The 23,587-nt window shown below is 49.1% G+C and carries 11 protein-coding genes and 1 tRNA gene; 4 read left to right on the forward strand and 8 right to left on the reverse strand.

Annotated features, from left to right (window positions below; genetic code table 11):
- Positions 1-342 precede the first annotated feature (342 nt).
- Positions 343-2,502 (forward strand): hypothetical protein, encoded by a 2,160-nt coding sequence (locus tag LDN30_RS01425; protein WP_223928524.1) that lies wholly within the window; start codon positions 343-345, stop codon positions 2,500-2,502.
- Positions 2,503-2,539: 37 nt separating this feature from the next.
- Here the strand turns inward: LDN30_RS01425 and LDN30_RS01430 are convergent, their stop codons facing one another.
- Complete coding sequence (locus LDN30_RS01430) at positions 2,540-4,444, reverse strand: IS1634 family transposase (protein ID WP_223925324.1); 1,905 nt, start codon at positions 4,442-4,444, stop codon at positions 2,540-2,542.
- 140 nt (positions 4,445-4,584) lie between these two features.
- Here LDN30_RS01430 and LDN30_RS01435 point away from each other — a divergent pair, with 140 nt between their 5' ends.
- Positions 4,585-6,960, forward strand: a complete 2,376-nt coding sequence (locus LDN30_RS01435; protein ID WP_223928525.1) for an Ig-like domain-containing protein — start codon at positions 4,585-4,587, stop codon at positions 6,958-6,960.
- A 335-nt stretch (positions 6,961-7,295) separates the two neighbouring features.
- On the opposite strand, the gene LDN30_RS01440 is transcribed toward LDN30_RS01435, so the two are convergent.
- The 7 genes from LDN30_RS01440 to LDN30_RS01470 form a co-directional block, all read right to left on the reverse strand.
- Entirely contained in the window at positions 7,296-8,633 is a 1,338-nt protein-coding gene (locus LDN30_RS01440) for an ATP-binding protein (protein ID WP_223928526.1), read from the reverse strand.
- A 393-nt stretch (positions 8,634-9,026) separates the two neighbouring features.
- A tRNA-Ile gene (locus LDN30_RS01445) sits at positions 9,027-9,100 on the reverse strand.
- Between the two features lie 582 nt (positions 9,101-9,682).
- A complete protein-coding gene (locus LDN30_RS01450; protein WP_223928527.1) occupies positions 9,683-10,942 on the reverse strand; it encodes a hypothetical protein in 1,260 nt (419 codons plus the stop codon).
- A gap of 24 nt (positions 10,943-10,966) precedes the next feature.
- The gene (locus LDN30_RS01455) at positions 10,967-12,640 is read right to left on the reverse strand and encodes a SusD/RagB family nutrient-binding outer membrane lipoprotein (RefSeq protein ID WP_223928528.1); all 1,674 of its coding nucleotides are present in this window, start codon (positions 12,638-12,640) and stop codon (positions 10,967-10,969) included.
- 32 nt (positions 12,641-12,672) lie between these two features.
- Positions 12,673-15,765, reverse strand: coding sequence for a SusC/RagA family TonB-linked outer membrane protein (locus tag LDN30_RS01460; RefSeq protein ID WP_373316523.1), 3,093 nt, complete (start codon positions 15,763-15,765; stop codon positions 12,673-12,675).
- Positions 15,766-15,875: 110 nt separating this feature from the next.
- Entirely contained in the window at positions 15,876-16,889 is a 1,014-nt protein-coding gene (locus LDN30_RS01465) for a glycoside hydrolase family 16 protein (protein ID WP_223926815.1), read from the reverse strand.
- Between the two features lie 358 nt (positions 16,890-17,247).
- Positions 17,248-21,210: a hybrid sensor histidine kinase/response regulator transcription factor gene (locus LDN30_RS01470; RefSeq protein ID WP_223926816.1), complete on the reverse strand. Its 3,963-nt coding sequence runs from the start codon at positions 21,208-21,210 to the stop codon at positions 17,248-17,250.
- A 584-nt stretch (positions 21,211-21,794) separates the two neighbouring features.
- Between LDN30_RS01470 and LDN30_RS01475 the strand changes: the two genes are divergently transcribed.
- Together LDN30_RS01475 and LDN30_RS01480 are read left to right on the forward strand one after the other, a co-directional pair.
- Positions 21,795-22,745, forward strand: a complete 951-nt coding sequence (locus LDN30_RS01475) for a bifunctional riboflavin kinase/FAD synthetase (RefSeq protein ID WP_223926817.1) — start codon at positions 21,795-21,797, stop codon at positions 22,743-22,745.
- Complete coding sequence (locus LDN30_RS01480; protein ID WP_223926818.1) at positions 22,735-23,571, forward strand: CPBP family intramembrane glutamic endopeptidase; 837 nt, start codon at positions 22,735-22,737, stop codon at positions 23,569-23,571. The genes LDN30_RS01475 and LDN30_RS01480 overlap by 11 nt, the downstream gene beginning before the upstream one ends.
- Positions 23,572-23,587: the final 16 nt, after the last annotated feature.

Here is a 23,587-nt window from a genome sequence, read left to right on the forward strand (position 1 = left end):
AAAGGTACTAATATTCAATGACTTATGCAAATTATTAAAGTTAATATATACTATGGAATATGTTTATATAAGTTAAGAATAAATCCTTGTAAATCAAAAGCAATTATGAGTATAAAAACTGACTAAATTTTTGACAGCCTAACTAATAATTAACTTATATGGCACGAGAATTAATATTACCGTATGGAGAGCTTTTGAGCAATAGTGCTCAATACTCACAAATCATGAACTCTTTCTATAGTTTACTTGACAATGGAGAGAATGTGAAATTCACATTGGAATTTAATAATTCTGATGAGCTTAGAGAATTTGTAAAAAAAATAACAAACGAAGAGTAGAATTATGAAGCGACTTTTACTCATTTGGGCATTGTTCCTATGCTCGCTAACAGCAGCGTTCGCTCAGTTCAGCGGATCGGGGTCAGGAACCAAGGATGACCCTTATCTGATTTTCTATGCTGAGCAGTTGAGTCAGGTGCGCAACTTCCTCAATAAGGAGGGAGTGTACTTCAAACTCATGTTGGACATTGACTTGTCTGACTGGATTTCTGAGAATGCGCCTAAGGAAGGATGGCAGCCAATTGGCACAGGTTCTTCACCTTTTTTGGGCGTCTTTGATGGTAATAATCATGTTATTAGTGGACTTATTATAAATCGTCCATCTTCTGATAATGTGGGTCTTTTTGGCATGACCGGGCATTGGGATGGAGGTGAAACTACTGCCATAATACGAAATGTTAAAATTGAGGGCTCAATAAAAGCAAAATCTAGTGCGGGTGGCTTTTCTGGATATGCCAATTCAACATTATTTGAAAATTGTAGTTCTTCCATGAGTATAGTTTCTAAAGGTTGCTCTGGTGGCATTGTTGGCACTTCTGATAGTGGTTGCTCCTTTAATTCTTGTACATTTAATGGAGCCAATATTTCTGGTACTGAATATGTTGGTGGCATAGTAGGAAAACAATATGATAGCTCTGATAATATATCATTATGTTCGGTTAATTCTACAATAACTGGAACTAACTATGTAGGAGGACTTGTTGGTGGCGGTGAAGCTAATTCAACAAGTGTTAAGAAATGTAAAGTTAATGCCGATATTGTTGGCAATAATCATATTGGTGGTGTCATAGGAGATACGAAGAATTTCATAATTGATAGTTGTTTTTGTTCGATAAACATCATAGCTACGGGTGATTATGTAGGTGGTTTAATAGGCTCGTTTAATCAAGGATTCGAGTCACATATTCGATATTGTTCGGTTACAGGACACATTTCTGCAGTTAATTATACAGGAGGGTTGATTGGATTCTCAAGTCGTGATGATAATTATAATCCACTTGAGTGTTATGTAGAAAATAGTTTCTCTATATGTAATATTAGTTCCAGCGGAGATTATGTTGGAGGTTTAGTCGGCTATGATTATGGTGGATATGCCAGATACCTAACTTGCAAAGACTCTTATCATAGTGGAACTATTCAAGGCAGAGATTATGTTGGCGGTATTTTCGGTTTTAAACGTGAAGGCAAAATAAAGAATGTAGTTAAAACAGGAAATACGATTGGACGTAAGTTTGTTGGTGGAATAATAGGAAAAGGAGATGGAGGCAGTTGGGGCATTGGTATTATTTCGTGTTTTGAAGCTAATCACAAAATTGTTGCTTTAGAAGATAATGTTGGGAGAATCTATGGCTCATTGACCCATGGATATCATGGGGATAGTCATGAAAATATTGTTGGGCAAAACGGCACAAAAGATGGTAATATTGCTCTTTCAACTTCTATTGTCTCTAGGGCGGGTGTTACTTTAGACATAAGTGATGATGAGCAAAATGGCTTTTCAATGGGTGAATCCGGAATGAAATTGAGAGCTAATTATGTTTCAAAAGGTTGGGACTTCAACAACGATTGGACAATACAAGAAACTGAGACTTACCCTTATAAGCCGTGGCAGGCAGCTCCTCCAAAGATTACATCCAATCTTGTATCTCAAGAGACGACGATTAGCGGTAAGAGTATCGACGGCGGTACTGTATATATAGAGGTAGGTGACTCATATAAGTCATCAGTCGTTTGTAACGGTAATCAATGGTCATTCTCTGTGCCTGCTCTTCAGTCCGGAGACCCCGTGCGCTTGTATGCCGTAGTAGACGGCAAGGGACAATCTCCTTATACGGATGCTACTGTGAACTATCCGGGTAGTGGTACTGAAGCTGATCCGTATCGTGTCTATACGGCTGCAGACCTCCAGGGTGTCTACAAGAAGGGCTATTACAAGTTGATGAATGATGTCGACTTGACAGAATGGATCAACAAGAATAGCCCTAAAGATGGATGGCCGGCTATTGGTAAGAATGGTTTGACAGCTGTCTATTTCGATGGAGGCGGGCATACAGTGTCCGGTCTCTTGTGCAATACAACGGCTGACTATAACGGTTTATTCTCAAACTTCCCTGACGGCTATATCAAAAATCTTAACCCAACTTTGACATCGTATTTTGCTTAGTTGTTCTGTATCAGCAATTTAGTGTTTTTAAAAAGTCCTACTGTGTTCTACAGATTTTTATTTTTTTAAATGGCACTTTACTGATTTTCAACAACTCGTAGATTTCAGCTGCACTATCTGTAGGCACACTGCACAGTCTGGTCTCGACAGCCTCTCCAAGCGCATTTACTGCTGTGGTAGTAACTGCTTTTTGAGTCTTCATGATCCGCATGATCTCCGACCAGTACGGTGTCGAACGCTCCCGCCCATGCTCATCCTTGCCTTGCTTTCGCCGGGCAACCTTCATCTGATGGCGCACGGTGTTTACTATCCAGTAAGCCAGCAGCCCTAAGAAAAGGTGTGCGTCTGCCCTATTGTCAGTCTGGTGGTATATGGGCCTGAGGCTGAGGTCGGTTTTGAGCTGCCGGTTGGAGCATTCTATTTCACGTATAAGATTATAGTAGTTCCAGGTCGTTTCCTCATCTAATTTCTTCACATTGGTTCTGAGGAAGTATGTTCCGTATTCCACCTTGTCCGGGATGTTGACCTCCCATGTCATAGAAGCGACTTTGTCGTGTCCGTCATCCTCAACTTTTATATTGTAATATCGGCTTATAGAGGGATATTTTCCTTGCAGGGCACCGATCCTGTTTTGTACCTTGCCGTAGTTTTTTATCCCGTGTTTTGATTGGGTACTCTTTCTGATTTTTTTCAACCCTTCCTCAAAACGCTCACGGAATTTGCGGTTCATGGATTCTTCCTTCAACGCTTTTGCAGGAGAGTCTATTTTGAGGTAACAGTCGTCATTCTTGGCCGTTGTTACGCGTTGAAGCGTTATCTCGCGCTTCAAGCAATCGCAAACTGTGACTTTGGGAGCATTCTCGGGGGTGGTGTATTCGGTAAGAGCTTTGCGGGATACACAAAGATAGTTGTATCCTTTGTCCCTTATAGTCTTGAGGTTATCTTCAGTTGAGATACCTGCGTCAATGACTACAAGCACTCCCTCGTTATCGGGACATTTGGCCGGATTCTCAGCAATAAGCTCGTCCACCATGTTGGGAAGTGACTTTGGATCGGCGGTATTGCCTTCCAGTACCGCACTGTAACGTATGAAGCCGTCAGTATTGATGCATAGCGCGAGGACAAGCAGCTTGCAGTCGCTGCGTTTCTCCTTTGAACGGCCAAAGGCAGCCTTCTTGCTGCCGGTCTTGCGTCCCTCAAAATAAAAGTTGGTGAGATCGAAGAGCATAATGCGGTTGGTCGGTTTGAAGAGGTCATCGGTCTTGTGGCAAAGATACTTCTCAAGCTTATCCTTTATGGAATAAAGGTCATCGGCAACTCGATATATCCTCCTTGGAGTTATTTTGGCCATAGGAAGGTCAAGGAGTTCGCACACTGCAGAGTTCTCTTTTATAATGGATATTGACTTTAATTCGGACGGAGTATAGGCCGCCCTCGTAATAAGATGGGCCAAAGTGACCTTCACCTTGTCCTCAGACCATCCCAAAGAACGGAGAAATGTATCCAGACCAAGTTTACGAATCGTTTGCAGGCATAGCCATTCGCAGCCGACTTCCCTTGCGTCTGTATGCCTCATAGTGTCAACATCTATCCGTTTCCTGGCCTTGGACTTGCTTCTCTCGTAGGCGTTGCCCACAATATCAAGTTTTTCCTCCTCGACAAGTCTGGCCCAGTACGCATGCACTCTGTCACGAACCACTTCCGAGTAACCTTGCAGTTTCTCATCCCAAAGTTGGACATCCTTCTGGTGATTGTACAGATACGTCAGTCCACGCGCAACATCTCTTATCTGCTCTGGGGATAGGTCATGTATAAACCCGACATTGAGCAATATCAAAGTACATACCCTACCGCTGGCATCGCGATAGGACTCCTTCAGACGGTAATACTTCTCGTCTTTACACGTCTGTGGGTTGTAACGTATTTGGGACGTAAAATTCATGCCGCAAAGATAAGCAATCCCTACGACATTGCTGTGTTCTACATTGCGATTTTGAGCAGTTTGACCACGCAAACCCCTATAAACACTGGAAAAAATTCTGAAAAAAAACATTAGAGCGTCAAACTTGGGTTAATGTCAAGGTGGCCGAAGGCAAAGAAGTCAAAGGTGGCGATCGTACAGGTATCGTGATCGGTCACTTTGCTAATGGTATCATTGATAATGTTACTGCATCGGGAACCGTCAATGGTTCTAAGAGATGCGGTGGCATTGTAGGTGTAGCTGATAATCTGAAGATAAGCAGTTCGAAGTTTGACGGCACATTGAAGTCAGATACTACGAATGCTATCTTAGGTGGAATTGTTGGTGAGATTCAAGGTGGAGAGATCACCAAGTCTCAGGCAAGTTCAAAAATCACTGCTAAAGGCGATAGTACTATTGCCGGAGCATTAGTAGGAAAGAATAATTCGGCTGTCAGCTCATCTTTTGCAAGTGGAGCTGTTACGCTGACAGGCAAAAATTCATATGGTGGTGGCCTTATCGGTCAGAATATAGATAGTGCCTCTGTAGAGAATTGCTATTCAACCGCCGATGCAACCTCTACGCTCTATGCTGCTGGTCTTGTGGCTTACAACTATGGAAAGGTTAGCAACAGCTATAGCAAGGGCAATGTGAATAGCGAGTTCTACGGTGCCGGTGCTGTAGGCTACAATGATGGTGCTAAGGCTACTGTCAACAATCTCGTGGCTGGCAACCCGCAGGTGAATGTCACAGACAAGAGTGGTTGGAGCATCCGTGTGCTTGGCGGTTTCAAGAATGGAGCTGCACAGCCGGGAGAAAACAACTATGCACTTAGTACGATGATTCTTTCGGTCAATGGCGTGCCTAAGAAAGTGACGGATAACATCCTTGATGGCTATGCCAAGACGGAGGATGAGTTGAAGTCGAAAGCAACCTATGAGAAGCTTGGCTGGTCTTTCAGCCGTGTGTGGAAGATTGATGAAGGTAAGGCATGGCCTACGCTTGACATGACGGTTTACGGTCTTGTTACGAGTGTTACCTTGGATCAGAAGACGCTTACGCTGAAGAAAGGTCAGATTGCTACGTTGAAAGCAACGGTTAAGCCGGACGATGCAACGAACAAGACTATCGCATGGTCTTCTTCAGATACGAGTATAGCTACTGTTAAGGATGGCGTTGTGAGAGGCGTCGGTAATGGTAAGGCAACGATTATTGCAACGTCAACGGATGGTTCGAACTTGTCCGATTCAGCAATCGTTACAGTCTATGCCCCGGTTAACGATACGATTGTGCTTAAAGATACGACCACGCTAAAGAACAAGACCATCATGTATCCGGTCTATCTGAACAACGAGGATCCTGTATGCAGCTTCCAGTTCGATGTCTATCTGCCGGACGGTATGGATATCGCCACGAACAGCAAGGGTAAATACGATATCCAGTTTGCAGGGAGACAGGAAGATACACACTCTATCACCTCGAATAAGGTAAGTACTGGTGCCATTCGTGTCATTGCTTTCTCAATAGCTAATGATAATTTCTCAGGAAAGAGTGGTGCTCTTGTCAATATTCCTATTACAATTGGGGATGTTGCGAAAGGCGATTACAATATCAGTATCCGCAACATCGTTTTAGCAGATGCTTCAGAAAAGGAATATTACTGTCAAGATGCTACTGGCGTTATCCATGTTAACGATGTTATAATGGGTGATGCTAACAGTGACGGAAAAGTTTCGCTTGCAGATGTGAACAGTACAGTGAACTATATTGCGGAGAAACCGTCAGAGAACTTCTGTTTTGCTGCGGCAGATATGAACAACAATGGTATTATCAATGTGTCTGATGTGAATGCTATCGTTAATGTTCTCGCTGAGGTAAAGACGCCTGCATCGGCTAAGAAGAATATCTTGGCAGCAGCCAATGAGGTTACTACAAACGACAAGATGTATTGCGGTAATATAACAGTTGCTCCGGGAGAGACAGCTACCTTGCCAGTCAACCTTGACAACAGTGGCAAGTATTGTAGCTTCCAGTTCGATATTCTTCTTCCAAAGGGTATCACTGTAGATAGCACCGTAAACCAAAGCGGAAAAGTTCGCTATTCTGCTTCTTTAGTTACTTCAAGGTGTGTAGACCATTCTCTGACTTCGAATCTTATCAGGGGTAACCGCTTCCGTGTAATTGTATTCTCACTTTCCAATACTGATGTTGATGGAGTTAATGGTCCAGTTGTCAATATCAAGTTGAAGGCTGAGAAAGATGCAGCAGAAGGTGATTATACACTTAAGATGGAGCGCGTCGTGCTTGCCACTGCCGATGAGAAGGAGTATTACCCTGCCGACAGTGAATCAACGGTTACCGTCTCTACTGATACAGGTATCAATGGTATCACCGTAGATCCTTCATCAGTGAAGATCTATGACTTGCAAGGTCGCAAGGTGAATAAGCCCACTCAAGGCGTTTACATTGTAAACGGCAAGAAGGTCGTTGTCAAGTAACATCTTCGTATCAATGCATAAGAATGAGCCTGCAGCGGTATTAACCGTGGCAGGCTCTTTCTTATGTACTTAACTGTTGCCGCGGTTGCATCAACGGTTTCGTTGCGCGAACAGCGACCTTCGGTTCCTATTGTTTTCCCTAAAAGAAAATCAGTAACCTAAGAATTGTCTTAAGTTGCTGATTTTCAGAGTGAACCAGCTAGGGCTTGAATCTAGGTCCACAAATTATGAATCATCAAGACCAGCATTACTTGAATATCTGCCTCTGATGCAATCTCATCCGGCGATTGGTGTTTGAACGCCCCATCATCCATCATAGAATAATTATAGTGCGCTTATATCAGTCCTGCCATATAAATAGGTATCAGCAGTGTGTTGCCATCTTTCCGGAGATCCTTGGTATAGATAAGGTAGCGATTGCTGACCCTTTCGGAGTATTTCTGGCAGAATTCATCAAGCGAAGCATGGGTAGAGTAACCCGAAGATTTTACCTCTACAGGACATAGCTTGAAGCCCCGGGAAAGTAAGAAATCGATCTCATAAAGATGGTTGTTCTTATCAAGCCATGTATAATAGAATAGCTTGTTTCCTGAAGATGCTATAGCCTGTGCTACTGCATTTTCATAAACGTAACCGAGATTCGTATCGAGTTTGTCATTTAAGAGCTTCTGATAGATGATATTCTCAGTGAAATCTTTATCCCAAAAAGCCAGTGTCACGAAAAGACCTGTATCACAAACGTACATTTTGAACGATGACTTGTTGGTTGAAAGTTCCATACCCACATTGGGGTCGTCAGCATGGTAGGCTACATTCACAGTCTTGCTGTCTTCTATCATCTCCACTAAGCCCCGACTTGTGTTGCTGCTAATCTTACCTATAATCGTTGTCGTTTGAAAGCGAGATGCATTCTTATGAAGTTCCGCAGGTATTGCCTTGAATAAAGCCTTGGCTTTATCTGTCTTGTCCAACTTATGGAAATCCTGTTCATAGATGCGGATTATCCCTCTCTTGACCCTGTCAACTGCACTGAGATCGTGGGTCTTGATATATTTGTCAACGGCTTGAGGCATGCCTCCCACTAACATATAAAGGCGATAGTCCCGCATCAGCTTTCTGTTCACTGCGTCGCCCAAAGATTGTCGCTTTTCGAGCATCTGTCTGAGCAAAGGGATGGTTGCAGTGTCTCCAAGCACCCACTTAAACTCCTCGTAGTCCATAGGATACATACTGACCGGTTCTTCTTCACTCGGAATGACGATGTTGTCGACATTGCGATGAATGCTGATGAGCGATCCCGTCTCAATATAGTCATACCGTCCATCTTCAACAAGATACTTGATTGCTTGACGGGCCTTGGGGTGCTCTTGTACTTCATCGAATATAATCACGGATTGCCGTTCGTAGAGCGATACACCCTCGAGAAGCATGAGGCGGGTGAAGAACATATTAAGATCGGAGATGTCGTTGAAGAGATTTATCTCTTCTGAAGAAGCTTTCGCAAAGTCAATGATTACGTGACTTCTATACTCCTCTTCTGCGAATGTCCTTGCAATAGTAGATTTACCTACACGGCGTGGACCTTCTATCAACAGAGCCGTTCCACCTGCCGAATTTTTCTTCCAAGCAAGCATCTTGTCGTAGATCTTTCTCTTAAAAAGCGTTTCTGCCATAGCTCGTATTCCTATTTTTGGCAAAGTTACTAATAATTAATAAGATACACAAATTTTTCCAGCTAAATATTGAATTTCCGCAGTTTTTATTATAATAAAATATCGAATTTCCGCAGTTTTTGAATTGTCTTAATATCAACCTTCCGCAGTTTTTGTATTGTCTTAGCATCAACTCTCCGCAGTTTTTGCTGACTTTATGAACATGTTCAGTAGAAACAACGTGTTGACTATATGATATTCTCTGATCTGTTTTCCCGTTTGTTTTCCCGCCCGATTTTGGTGTCAAGATAAACGAAATATCAGGGACGTATCAAGGAAGATGTGTTTTTCCATTGTTTTCCCTAAAAGAAAACCAGCAACCTAAGAATCGTCTTAAGTTGCTGATTTTCAGTGTGGACCAGATAGGGCTTGAACCTATGACCTCCAGATTATGAGTCTGTTGCTCTAACCAACTGAGCTACAAGTCCAGTGAATTTTTCAATTCGTGGTGCAAAGGTAATAAAAAAGATGGGAGTAAAAAAGAATTTTAAGGAGTTTTTTGAAAAGAATTAAGAAAATGTTATTGAAAAAACGGAAAGTATACGGCTCTTTCATTTAAATTTTGACTGATATGGCCTGATGGTTGCATTTGTTGCCTCCGACAGATGCTTATAGTATGCCATGGTGTAGATGCTGTGTTTTTTTTCATTTGTCAGTATTATTTAGTATGGCCATGGAGCAACAAGAGAATACCGACAGCAAGTTGTTAAGATAATTCATATTATTTCGTCTGTTGTGTCGTCTTTGTATAACGTTGATTATCAGTGGGTTGCTAATACATGCCATATTGCGTTCTAAAATGGTCTGTTTTAGGACGCAAAACGGCCCGTTTCGCAAGCTGAAACGGTCCGTTTGGGAAGCCGAAATGGTCTGTTTTGGAATGGTGTAAAGATATTTCGATATTGTTTTCGGGCTGTAAGTATGATAGAGATAACGCCATACTATTAAAAAAGCCTGCCGAAACCATGAAAGGCTACGGCAGGCAAAAAGAGAGTGTTGACGATAAGTAGTTATTGTACTGTTACTCTGTCGACATAGAATCCATGTCCGCCGACAAGGAATCCGTCCTGTTGTTGTATGAGGTCGAGAGCGTCCTGCTGCAGAGTGTAGGTGTAGGCTCCTTCGCCGGTAATATCCATCTTCTGGCTTCCCGGCAGCAGTGTCCACCATGCAGTCATGATTTGCATCTGATGGTAGGTGTCAGATGGTTCCACTGAGTAGTAGACCTTCAATATTGTTCCGGCCTTCAACTTTGCAAATACGTCCTTGCCGATGAGGTTAAAGGTCTTGTTGGGGTCGCCGTCGGGCTTATCCCATGACACATAGTGATGGCCTTCCCAGAGTGTCTGCTCCGACGATATGGTCACTGTCAGACTTGTGGCGATGCTGTCGCCACTGTAGAAGGTGAGATTCTTGCCGTCGCGTGTCTTTCCGGTTACGGTGTATTCGCCTTCGGCAAGAGCCGGGCAGACGAGCGTCAGTTCGCCGGCAGTCTGCTTGGTGAAGTTAGTGACGGTGGTTCCGCCAACGGTTACCGATGCCACCTTGTCGAGGTTGATGCCTTTGAGCGTCCACTCGGCATTGGCGTTGGCACGGCCGGCTCCGGTGGTGACGAGCGGCTGACTGGAAACGGTCACCTTGTCGGCACCATAGCTCTGTCCGTCGGCAGTGATGAGCGATACGCGGTAGGTGCCGTCGGCGAGACCGTCGGGCACGAGATATTGCAGCAACTGTCCGTCGTCGGTGTTCTCTATCTCGATGTCGTTAACGGTTTGTCCGCCAATTGACAAGGCCTTCACACCGTCGAGGTTACGGCCATAGAGTGTAGCCACGGTTCCCGGAGCGATAATTCGCTCAAAACTCTTAGTGGTTGTTGTGGGGTCGCCGTCGAGAGGTTTTACCACCACGAGTCCTTCGCGGCTTGTCGACTTTCCGGCTGTTGTCGTGGCCACAATCTTCAGGTCGTATGTGCCCGCCTCTAACTGCTGTTCTATTGCCTTACCTTCGTTCACCTGCACACCATCGAGGAACCACGTGCATGTGGTGTAGTCGGCCGGTGTCACGGTGAGTGTCATGCTCAGCTTATTGTCGCGGTTCAGTGTGGCGAAAGTGGCTAACTGTCCGTTCACACGGTCTGGGAATACGGGGTCGATGATGCGCGGGTCGTCGTCGGCGCTGGCCGTTGACAGCGGATCGTCGTTGCTGCATGAGGTAAGTACCGGCGCCATAAATGTCAAAGCCAGCAGGATGAAAGAAAATATCTTTTTCATTATGATTGCTTGTTGATGATTAACTTATTGCTTTTGGTCCCACCATAGCGGTGTATGCCAATCGTTTTTACCTCCCATGCGACCGAGTGCCTCGTCGTAGTTTGCCTTGTTGTACGATGACTCCAGTACGGGATAGCAGAGGCGTACGGGGATGTCCTTACCACCGGTGAGCATAGAGCCCCATCCATAGGCATCGGGCGAGAGCAGCTTGGGATATCCCGACCGCCGCACGTTGGCCCAGCACTCTGCGGGGTTAGTGAAGTGGAGTATCCACGCCTGTGTGTTTATGGCCTCATCTTTCTGGTCATTGGTGTGGCCGATGCTGTTGTTGGCCTTATAGGTATTGAATTCCTCATCGCTGACGGGCTTACAGTCGTAGCGGTCGGAAAGGAGGTCCATGGCCTTGCGCACACCCTGCCAGTAGAGGTCGTCGACGGAGCCACGGCCTACATTCCATCCCTTCAGTGTGGCCTCGGCCAATAGGAAGTCGACCTCGGCCGATGTCATGATTATTCCGGGATTATCGGTCTTGAGGAAGTTGTTGGCCAGTTTCGGGCGCACCTCACGAGCCAGCGACGGATTGATCTTTGAGTTCGTCTTCGCCATCTCGGTGAGCAGGTCGCTGGTGTAGCCTGTGGGCCATGCGTCCCACGAGTAGGCACCCGGGTCACAAGGCTCCATCTTCTGATGCTGGCTGATCATCTCGTCGGTGAGGTCGATACGGTTGTCAGGACCTGTGGCACTCATCAGACCATCGTAGTAGAACCGGCAGATGCGGTAGGTGCGCGGGTCGCCGGTGTCCTTGAGCTTGTTGAAGAATGTCGAGCAGATGTAGCTTGGGTTGTTTGCCGGGTCGTTACCGAAGAGCAACTGTGACAGACGGTTTCCGCGGTAGTCGGAATACGATTCCTGTCCGAAGCTCATCGACGTAGTCATATAATGAATATATGCGTCGTCGTCGGCACTCTCGATGATTCCTCCGTCAGCGATGAGAGCCTTCTCGAATTCCTGACGGGCTTTGTCGGGCTCCACATTGGATATGCGCATGGCATAGCGTAGGCGCAGCGAGTTGGCGAGCTTCTTCCATTTTGCCACGTCGCCGTTGTAGATAACGTCGCCGGTTACTTTATCGTTGGCGGCGTTGAGTTCGCGGTCGGCACTGTCGAGCTGGTTGAAGAAGTCGTAATAGATGTCCTTCTGCTCGTCGTATTTGGCATTGGATATGCCTTTGATGAAGCCGAGTCCGGCCTCTGTGTAAGGGCAGTCGCCGTAGATATCGGTGATTAGCGACATGAGATATACACGGTAGACGCTGGCCACAGCCTTGAGGTTAGGCTTGCTGTCGGCATGGGCTATGGCGTCGACAATATTTTTTACGGCCGTGGGGTAGAGTGATGTCCAGACGCGGCTCATCTCGTTATTGTCTATGGTGTGGTGGCCGCCGTAGTTGGTTGTGTTCCAACAGCCCATCAGCTGCTGGTCGAACGCGTAGTGATAGTTGCGGTAGATCTCTACCATGCCGAGGTCGCCGTATGTCTGTAGCTCAGCTGTGGTTAGCTGGGCGTTGGGGTCCATGGTAGCTGCCTTCGACGGATCGGTATTGATGTCGGTCATGGTGTCGTCGCTGCTGCACGATGCTGCAGTGAGCGAGGCTAATGCCACGACGGCAATACCAATATATTGATGAATCTTCTTCATGATGAATGTTGTTTGAAGTCGTAAAATAAGGATTAGAACTTAATATTGACATTGAATCCATAGCTCTTGCGCGATGGCAGCGAGCCGTACTCCAGTCCCATACCTGTGGTGTTGTTATAGTTTGAGTCAGGATCGATATCCGGGATATTCTTCCAGACGATGAACGGGTTTCTCGCCACGAACGACACGCTCAGCGCCTTTACCCAGTTGTGGAGCCATGCTGTCGGCACCTGATAGGTGAGTGTGAGCTCACGGCACTTGATGTACGAGTTGTCGTAGATGAACATTGACGGAGCGTTGCGGCATACGCTCATCCAGTAGTCCTCAGGATTTATCTTTATGTCGTTAGGACGGTATGTGCCGTCGCCGTTGTCGATGACTCCCGGCGCAACGAATCCTCCTGTTGGTGTCCAGTTGCTCATTCCCTTTGCCACTCCGGCGGCCTCGCGCTGCTCTTCGGAACGATACCACTCGTCGCGGCCTTGCAGTGTGGCCTTGGCCTTGCCACTCTCGTAGGCAGCGCGCTCCGACATAGAGTAGAGGTCGGCTCCGACCTTGACATCGAAGATGGCGTTGAGTGAGAGGTTCTTATAGCTTAGCGTTGTGGTCACACCTCCAGTCCAGTCCCAAGAGGCATTGCCCAATACGTGGTTGCTCTTGTCATACTCCGGCAGACCGGTCGACGGGTCGATGAGCACCTGTCCTGCGTCGTTGCGCTTGAAGTCTGGTCCAACGATGGAACCGAAGTTCTCGCCGACCTTTGCGGCAACCTGTACGTCGAGCCATGATGCTTTCTCAAGTTCGAACATGTCCATACCGTCGACAAGCCTAACGACCTTATTGCTGTTCTTAGAGAAGTTGAAGTTCAGGTCCCATGCGAAATCCTTTGTCTGCACGGGTCGCGTGTTAAGGGTGATCTCCACACCTCTGTTGTCGATCTCGCCGGCATTGATGAGGCGGTAGTTATAACCTGATGTCCACGAGGTGGCCATACTCATGATCTGGTTCTTACTCTTCTGAGTGTAGTAGGTCACATCAAGGCCGAGGCGATTGTTGAGGAACTTTGTCTCCAGACCGATTTCGAACGAATTTGTCTTTGTAGGCTTGAGGTCCTTGTTCGGGATGACATTGTTGTTGATGTATCCTATGGTATATCCCGGATAGGTATATTTCGACTTGGTGTATACGAGTCCGAGCTGATAAGGATCGGTGTCGCTACCTACCTGTGCCCACGACATACGCAGTTTGCCGTAAGGCAGAATACGATTGGCCTTCAGCAACTCTGAGAATACGAACGAGCCCGAGAACGACGGGTAGACGTAGACATTGTTGCTTGTCGGCAGCGTAGAACTCTGGTCGCCACGGAGTGTGGCATCGAGGTAGAGGAGGTGATTCCATCCGATGCTTGCCGAGCCGAACAACGAGTTTATTCGCTTGCGATAGCTTGAAGGCTCAATGCTCGTCTCGTTGAAACTCATCAGCGTGACCACGTCGCGTATCTGCATGTCCTGAGCTGTTGTCACCGTTGTCTGGTTGTTAACCCTGTAGATATTGCCACCGGCGGTAGCGTTGAAGTCGAATTTTCCCCATGTATTGTTGTATAGAGCGAGGAGCTCGAAATTGTACATTCTGTTGCGGAAGTTGCTTATCTGGAGTCGTCCGGCCTCAAATCCCGGTGTTGTAGGAGCCTTGAAATCGTTGAAGGTGAACCAGTTGAGGTCGCCGCCGAGAGTTGCCTGCAAGCGGAAGTGCTTGGTGACGTTCCATACGGCCTTGCCTGTCATGCGCAGAAGGTCCTTGCTTGAGTTGTTGAAATTCTTGTACAGGTCCCAGTATGGGTTGACATTGTATGGGTCCATGCCGTTCCAGTTCGAGTAGTTTCCATCCTCATCCTGATATGTACGGAGCCATGCCTGGTTGTATGTTGTGGCGAGCGTCATGAGGTTTTTACCTACATTCGACTTACTGTCGCCGAGGGCCGGACGGTTCTTGACGTACTCGCGTGTGTAGTTGGCACTGAAGTCGAAGTCGACTTTTCCCATTGTGGTGTTGGCACGCAGGTTGAAGATGTCGCGGCTCATGTGAGTTTTTGGTACGATATCCTTGTTCCGCATGTCGGTGAAAGTAAATCTCACACCCGTCTTGCCATTATTCATTCCCACAACAGCGGTGTTCGAGGCTGTCAAACCTGTGCGGAAGAAGTCGGAAACATTGTCGGGAATGATGAGATAAGGTCTCTCCACTCCGTCGAAATATTTCAGCATGTTTGTTCCGTCGGCCTTTGGTCCCCAGCTCTTATTGGTGTTTGATACGGCATCAATGCTGTATTTTCCGTTGCTGCCCATACCGTACACCTTCTGAGTATTGTTCCATTTTGCGAGCTGAGTATCGAAGGTCAGCGAACCGTTGTACTCCACGCTCATCTTGTCTTTAGCCGCTTTCTTTGTCGTGATGAGGATTACGCCATGGCTGGCGCGGCTACCATAGAGAGCCGATGCAGCCGGACCCTTCAGCACCGACATCGACTCGATATCGTCGGGGTTGATGCTTGAGATGCCGTCGCCGAGGTCGAAGCCTCCGTTAGTGCCTGCGCTGCCAAAGTTGGTGTTGTCCAATGGCACCCCGTCGACGACGTAGAGCGGTTGGTTGTTTCCCGTCATCTCTGTGTTTCCGCGGAGTACCACACGTGTACTTCCGCTTGCTCCTCCTGCCGTCTGGCTGACAACGAGTCCGGCTACCTTTCCGGCCAGCGAGTTGATGACGTTGGTTTCCTTGGCTTTCTTCAGCTCGTCGCCTTTCACCTCGCCGACACCATAGCCCAAAGCCTTACGGTCGCGCTTGATGCCCAAGGCCGTGACGACAACTTCATCAAGCGATTTTTCATCCTCTTTGAGCACGATGGTCATGCCTTTTCTTGCTTTCAGCACCTGCGACTTATAGCCCACGTAGCTCACCTCAATAAGTGTTCCGGGTCGTACATTCAGTTCGAAGTTACCGTCGAGGTCGGTGACGGCACCAGCCCCCTTTGTTCCTTTCACCATGACGCTTGCTCCTATAATGGGCTCGCTGCCATCGGTGACTTTTCCCGTTACCGTTTCAGTCTGGTTGGAGACGGCTTGTGCCATCGTCGGGACGGCCAGCCGCGTTGCAATGCCAGGTGTCATAGTCAGGAGGCACATGCAAACGATCCGTGTAGCGTTTCGGTTTAATTGTTTCATGTCAGATTGATTAAATTTTAGATGTTTCTTATGAGTTTCCTGCCTTGTCCGATGACCATACCGCGGTAGTCGGAGCTGACGCGCTGTCCGGCCATATTATACAAGGCTCCTGTCACGTTCTGTAAGTTATTGGTTGAGTTTTGATCTGATAGTTGCAGGTCGTTGATACCCGTGGTGACGTTGTTCTGGCCTTTCTTCTGGTAGATACGAACGTAGTCGACATACATTTTCGCCTCACTGCCATCGGCCGGCAGGGCTGTCACGGCGTCGGGTTGGAAGATGCCGGTGTAGTCGCCACCGACAGCCATATTTAGGATTATGAAGAACGGCTTGTGGAAATAGTCGCCGCTTCCGAATCCTTTTTTTATCATCTTCGTGAAGTAAGGCTCTGTAGAATTGTCGACATAGAACCTCAGATAGTCGTCGTCCCACACGGCGGTGAAGATGTGATAGTCGCCGGTGAGGTCGTGGTCTATGGTCACGTTACCGCCCGAATACTGCTGATGGGAGCCTGCATTTTCGCCCCAGTGTATTGTTCCGGCCACAGTCCTTGATGTTGTTCCGTTGGCTATAGCCTCCTTCATTCCCATCTCCGAAATGTCGATTTCACCGCATTTCGGCCAGTCCACCTCGTCGAAGTCGTTGCCCATCATCCAGAAAGCGGGCCATAGTCCGTTGGCCAACTGTGGCAGTTTGATGCGTGCTTCGATCTTTCCGTGCGTGAACGCCACTCTGTGCTTGGTGTTGACACGTCCCGATGTGAATTTCTTCCCGCCCTGACTCTCCCGGCGCGCAGTCAGAATGAGGTTGCCGTCGGCCACGGTCACATTCTCCGGCCGTGCCGTATAAGCTTGCAACTCGTTGTTGTACGGAGCGTCGGTAGTCTCCACATTCCAGTTAATGCCGAGGCTGTTGGTGTCGAACTCGTCGCTCCACACCAGTTCATAGTCTTGCGCGCATACCGCATTACAGTAGAAAAGAAAAGATAACAACGGCGTGAGTCCGCCGCAAAGAAAGTTTTTTATATTCATAGTTGTTAGTTAAGTTTGGCTGCAAAGGTAATGACTGAAAGCTCTTTAGCGGGTTTGATAGCTGACAATTATGGGTTTGTATTCTGACAAAACAATATCTCAGCAAGCCTTGCCACGACACTCTCGCCGAATATCTTGGATAGAAAGAGCCTTGTTTCTCCTGGAATTTATGGTTCATTGTTGCCTATTGCTGAAACCAGGCACATGGAAAAAGCCGATGAAAACGCAAAAAGGCTGGCTCCGTTTGGAGTCCGCCTTTTTGCGTCCTATACTTGCTTATGGTACCCGCCGGGTACCGCCTTCCAATAGCTTTCTTTTTATTGATATCTTCTCGGTACCGTTTTTCAATATCATGTCGTTATTCGTGATACTTGCTCGGTACCACTCCAAAATACTTCTTGAACACGGTACTGAAATATTTCGAGTTGACAAATCCCGTTTTTATGGAGACATTGAGCACCGGCTGACCGTCCTTGAGCAGTGCCGCGGCGCGTTCCATCCTTATGCGGAGAATAAAATCGTGGGGCGAGAGACCCGTGAGCATCTTCAGCCTGCCGTAGAACAGTGTGCGGCTCATGGCCATTTCGCGGCACAGCCGGTCGATGTTGAACTCCGTGTTACTGAGATTCGTGATGACAATGGTCGTCGCACGGTCGACAAACTCCTGGTCTGCGGGGTTCAGTGTGATGTCGGCAGGAATGCTGTCGGTGGCGTTCTGGCCATCGTCCACAGCCTTTCCATTGTCAGCCGACTGTCCTAAGGTGCCTTCTGTAGTGCCTTTGCCACCATTATCATCACTGGTATTCTGGGCCATCATCAGACTCTTCTGCATGTAATACTTGCTCAGCCGACGCCTGTTAGCCAGTATCGACGCTATCTTCGACTCCAAGAGCTCGGTGTCGAAAGGCTTTGCAATATAGTCGTCGGCACCTTTTTGCAGTCCTTCAATCATGAAATCCTTTGTTCCTTTGGCCGTCAGGAGGATTACCGGCAGCCATGACGTTTCTTTGTTTTCCTTTATTCGCCTACACAGTTCGTCGCCTTGGATTCCCGGCATCATAATATCCGAAACCACGATGTCGCATTCGTTCTTGCTCAGATAGTCGAGGGCAGCCTCACCATCGGCCACCGTCACGACGTTGTAGCTCCTTCCGAAGGCCATTCTCATGTACTGCCGCAGGTCGCTGTTGTCGTCGACGAAGAGTATGGTGTCACCTTTCTTGCTGTCGTCAGCCGCCTCGTGCCATTGCTGGTGCTCCGGCAGTGGCAGTGAGAGCGTGAAAGTGCTGCCCTTGCCCTCCTCGCTCGTCCACGTCAGCTTACCGCCGAGGCGCGTCGCGAGGTCGCGGGTGATATTCAGTCCGAGTCCGTAGCCCTTGCCCTTTCCGGCGTTCGTCGCCCTGTAAAAGGCTGTGAAGAGCTTTCCTCGCTCCTCTTTCGGAATGCCTTTGCCTGTATCAGCCACATCGAAGTACACGTGTCTTGTGCCCACATGAGCCCTCAGTGTGATGGAACCTCCTGCTGGTGTGTACTTTATGGCATTCGAAATGAGATTCTCGAATATCAGGTCGAGGATTGTATTATCGGAGATGAACGACAGCTCCTTGTCCGGAACGTCGATGCTTAACGTTATTCCGTTGTCGGCGGCAGCAAGCATAAACCTGTCGGCCATGGCCCTGACATAATCGGCGGCGTTGAGGAGCTGCGGGTGGAAATCGTGTTTTGCCACACTTGCCTTCTGGAAATCAAGCAGTTGCGAGATTATCTCCATGAGTCTGTTTCCATTCTTTATGGCCATACCGAGGAACTGTCGGCTGCGCTGGCTGAGCCCTTTGTCGGCTGCAATGTCTTTCAGCGGCCCCAAGACGAGCGTCAGCGGAGTGCGGATATTGTGTGCCGTGTTGACGAAGAAGTTTATCTTCTCCTGGTCATAGCGCTGCTGCAGCCGGTTGCGGTAGTAGTGCCATCCCATGTAAACGAGCCATACGACGAACGCCGTGTACACCAACCACGCCCATATAGTGTTCCACCAGGGCTCCGCGATGGTTATTTCCAGTGTGGCAGAACCGAGAATTCTCCGGCTGCTCATGCTTGCACTGCGCAGGTGAAGCTTGTAGTTTCCGGGCGGAAGATTGGCATATCTGACCTCCTGCTGGCGCCTGAACGGACTCCACTGCTTGTCGAATCCCTCGAGCAGACACTGGTATTGGATGTCGTTCTGATAGCGGTAGTTGATGCTTTCGAAGTGCACAGTGATGGTATTCCGGTCGTGGCTCAATCGTATGTCGCTCTTTTTCAGCATATTATAGAGTTCCTTGTGCCACAGGCTGTCCTCGTCGACACCCTCAACGGTTATTCCCGTGATTCGTAACGGGGCCTGATAGACTATACCTACAGTCTGACTCGGATCGATGATTACCGCTCCCTGACTGCTTCCGAACACGAGACGACCGTCAGCGGTGGCCGTTGCCGCCAACCGCTTGTATTCGCATTCGAGACCCTTCATGTAATTTATGTTCGTGATAATGCCACCTTTCAAGCAAGCCAGCCCCCTGTCGGTACCCATCCAGAGGTTGTGGCGGCCGTCGTAGACGAGCGACGATACCACGTTGGATGGCAGTCCGTTGGCCGTCGACATGTTGCTCACGGTTCCCCTCCGCAAGTCGTAACTGTAGATGCCGCCCCCGTCGGTGCCTATCCATAGCTTTCCGTTGCCGTCGAAACTCATGGCGTTAACGAAGTAGTTGTAGTCGACACCCTTGAACTCATCGGGGCTGAAGAATCTGCCGACACGTCCTGATACCATGTCGATGCGGTAGCAGCCGTTGCTCGTTCCGACGACCACGCAGCTGCCGTCGGGCGATTCGAGCATGCACTGCACCTCCTTTATGGGATATTCCTGCCGTCCGTTGGCCGTGATGCGCGTCAGTGGAGCGTCGAGACAGCCTATCCACAGGTCGCCGTTGTGGTCGGTGAGCAGACAGTAGACGTAGTTTGTCTTCAGATTTCCCTTCTCCATGGCATATTCGAGCGTACTGCTGCCGTCGGCGCCGACACTGAAAACGCCGTCGCCATAAGTTGATGCGAGCATGCGGCCGTGATATTCCGTCAGACTCAGCACTACCTTATTATATAGTGCGTGCGTCCATCCCCGTCCGCTGTGTCCGTCGTAGATGCTTACACCGCGGTCGGTAGCGTACCACAACCGGCCCTCATGGTCTTGGACGATGTAGTTGACGCTGTTGTTGATGAGGCTCTGCCCGTTGAGATATTCGTGCTTGACGAAGGTGAAGGCGTGGCCGAGCGGAACGGCGAGGTCGACGCCTCCGGAATAGCTTGCCACCCAGAGGTTGCCCCAGTGGTCGCGCAGCAGGTCGTAGACACCATTGCCCTGGATGCTCGCCGTGGGTCTCCCGTCGGTGTTGAGCATCTCCTCTGGAGCACCGCCCTGCCAGCTGAAACTGTAGACACCGGCCCCGTCGATGCCCAAGAATAGGGTGTTGGAGTCCCAGCCGAGGATGTCGCGCACCGGCATCATCGGTATCTGCCGCAAAGCTTCGTTCTTTACGGGCCTGAACGTGCGGTCGTCGAGGGTGACAATACCGTCGTGGAAGTTTCCCAAGAGCAGTATGTGGCGCATCGTGTCGTCGTAGGAGCAGAGCACATTCCTCACGTCGGCCACCTTTCGCACTTTGTTGCCTCCGACCACGAACACCCCGTCGACTGCCCCGACGAGCATTCCGCCACCCACATTGGCCACGTGCTCAGCGTAATGGCCCTTCAGTAGCAGTGTCGGCCGCCCCGTTTTGTCGATGTGGCATACCCCCCGGTCGAGGACCACCCATAGGGTGTTGTCGGCCGCGGCGCACACCTCGTTGACGACCATAGATCCACCCAATGTCGTGATGAGATTATGACGGGCGACGAACATGTCGAAAACAGCACTGTACTCGTATATGTGGCCTTTGTTGTCGTAGGCGATTATTGCTCCGCGGGTGTCCTTGCAGAGCTTTATGACCACTCCGCTGGCATCGCTGAAGTGTTGCAGTCCGGGCAGCAGATAGTTCTTCACCGACAGCCCGTTGTACCGGTCGACACCGTGCTTCGTGCCAATCCATATCGCACCGTCGGCCCCTTCGAGAACCGAATATGCCCTCGCACTCGACAATCCCTGGTCGGTATTTATGTTCGACGTAAGGAATGTGCCGCGCGTGAGCGCCATTGGCAGCTGGCCCCATGCCCGTCCTGGAATGACTACAAGCAGCAAAAAGAGCAGCCGTGCCAGGCATATTCCCTTGATTCTTCCTTTATTTCCGTTCATCGCACTTTGGCTTGAAGTTAGTTAGTTGCTGGTTTCTATGTGCAAATTTAATATTTGTCTGATACATAACCAAATATTTTTTGGTTTTCATCTTTATCTTTCTTCATTCTGCCGCGGCCGTCGCACGAAAATTATTCTGTAGTTCCGGCCGTTCTCCTCCAACTCTATTTCATTCAGCGAGATACCTTTCTGCCAGCAGCCGGAGATGGAAATGATGGGGCAGGGGAGTGTCCCATAGCGTCCTATAGCCACCCCACGGAAGAGCAAAAGGGCAAGTTCTATTGTAAAAATATTTCGCTTTGACGGGTGAATAATTTCGTCTCGCTAATCACTTGATACTCAACAAGATAGAAAAAGGGGCCGTTTCGCATTCTGAAACGGCCCTTTTTGTCGTCTAAAACGGACCGTTTTAGCGTGCGAAACGGCCCGTTTTGGAACGCCAAACGGTATGTATTGCAATGCTGTTAATATTTTTCGCAAAGATAATACGTTTTACGAAACCATCCTAAAAAAATATAAAAGTGCCGGACAATTACCTTTAATATCTTCATAAACTTATAACTTTGCAGTCTAATTGTCAGATTATGAATAAGATATTCCTCGACGACAAGACCGTCGCCGGTGGCCCAAAGGTGGCCACGATAGGTTTCTTCGATGGTGTGCACCGCGGTCATCAGTACCTCATCAGTCAGGTGACGGCTGAGGCCAGGCGCAGAGGTATGGAGTCGGCAGTGATAACCTTCGACCGTCATCCGCGGCAGGTGCTGGCCCAGGACTACCAGCCTAAGCTGCTCTCCACCCTCGACGAGAAGCTCATCCTGCTCTCGCGGACGGGCATCGACAACGCCGTGGTGCTGCACTTCGACGAGTCCATGGCCTCACTGTCGGCGCGCGAGTTCATGGAGAAGATTCTCTTAGGGCGACTGAACGTCAGGACGCTGATTATCGGCTACGACAACCGCTTCGGCCACGACCGCCGCGAGGGCTTCGACGACTACGTGAGGATTGGCCGCGAGATAGGCATAGAGGTGCTGCGGAGCCAGGCTTTCACCCTCGATGGCGTCAATGTGAGCTCGTCGTATATCCGCCGGATGATTGAGGGCGGTGAGCTCGAGGTGGCCAACAAGTGCCTGGGCTACGACTATACCATCGTCGGAAAGGTGGTGGCCGGACGGCAGGAGGGTCGCCGCTTAGGCTTCCCCACAGCCAATATCGACATGACTGACTCGCCGCAATTAGTACCTGCGCGGGGCGTTTATGCCGTGAGGGTGAGACTGAAGAACTCGATGGAGTTCCGGAGGGCAATGATGAACATCGGTACACGGCCCACCTTCGACAACGGACGGGTGTCGGTAGAGGCCTACATCTTCGACTTCTCCGGTGATATTTACGGCCAGACGCTCCTCGTGGCGTTCACCCACAGGATTCGCGACGAGCATAAGTTCGACAGCGCCGAGGCTCTCCAGGCTCAGATGAGGAAGGATGCAAAGATTGTAGAGGAACAGTTTAATAAGGAAACGGATAATGAAGAATGATTTAATAAGAGACATATTATATGTCGTTCTCTTCGCGGCAGTATTCTTTCTGCTGCAGTTTATAACTGAGGCCGCAGGTGCTGCCATCTACGCTTTCGGCCACGGAATGAGTGTGGACAGTGTGACGAAGGCCATGGCCATGGGCCGCTATAGTGAACTGCTCACCGTGACGGTAGTCTTCAGCAGTCTGCTCACCATAGCCCTCTACGGTGCGCTGAAGTGGGCTCCGGTGTCGCGCTCCTACCTGCGGTCAAAGCCGTGGGGCGTGGTCTGCTGGGTAGTGTTCCTGGCCTTAGGCTCGGTGCTCCCGTTGGAGTGGGTCTACGAGCGCATAGCGCTGACGATGCCCGAGAGCCTGACGCAGCTCTTCGACGGGGTGATGAAGCAGCCGTGGGGCTATGCCGCCATCGGGCTGCTCGTTCCGGTGGCTGAGGAGATGGTGTTCCGCGGAGCCATCTTGCGGCGTCTGCTCAGCATCTTCGGTGAGCGGTGGCACTGGGTTGCCATAGCCGTCTCGGCGTTGATATTCGGTGCCATGCACGGAAACCTGGCCCAGGGACTGCACGCTTTCATCATCGGTCTTATTCTCGGATGGATGTACTACCGCACGAAGAGCATCGTGCCGACGGTGGCTTTCCACTGGGTCAACAACACGGTGGCCTACGTGATGTACAATATCATGCCGCAGATGAACGACGGTAAGCTCATCGACCTCTTCCACGGCGACAATAAGATGATGTATATGGGTATCGGCTTTTCGCTCTGCATCGCCATCCCGTCAGTCATTCAGTTGGCTGCAAGGATGAGGCCCGCCGGCGACAAATAACTGAAATTCAAATTGA

The sequence above is a fragment of the Prevotella lacticifex genome (genome assembly GCF_019973375.1).
Taxonomy (GTDB): domain Bacteria; phylum Bacteroidota; class Bacteroidia; order Bacteroidales; family Bacteroidaceae; genus Prevotella; species Prevotella lacticifex.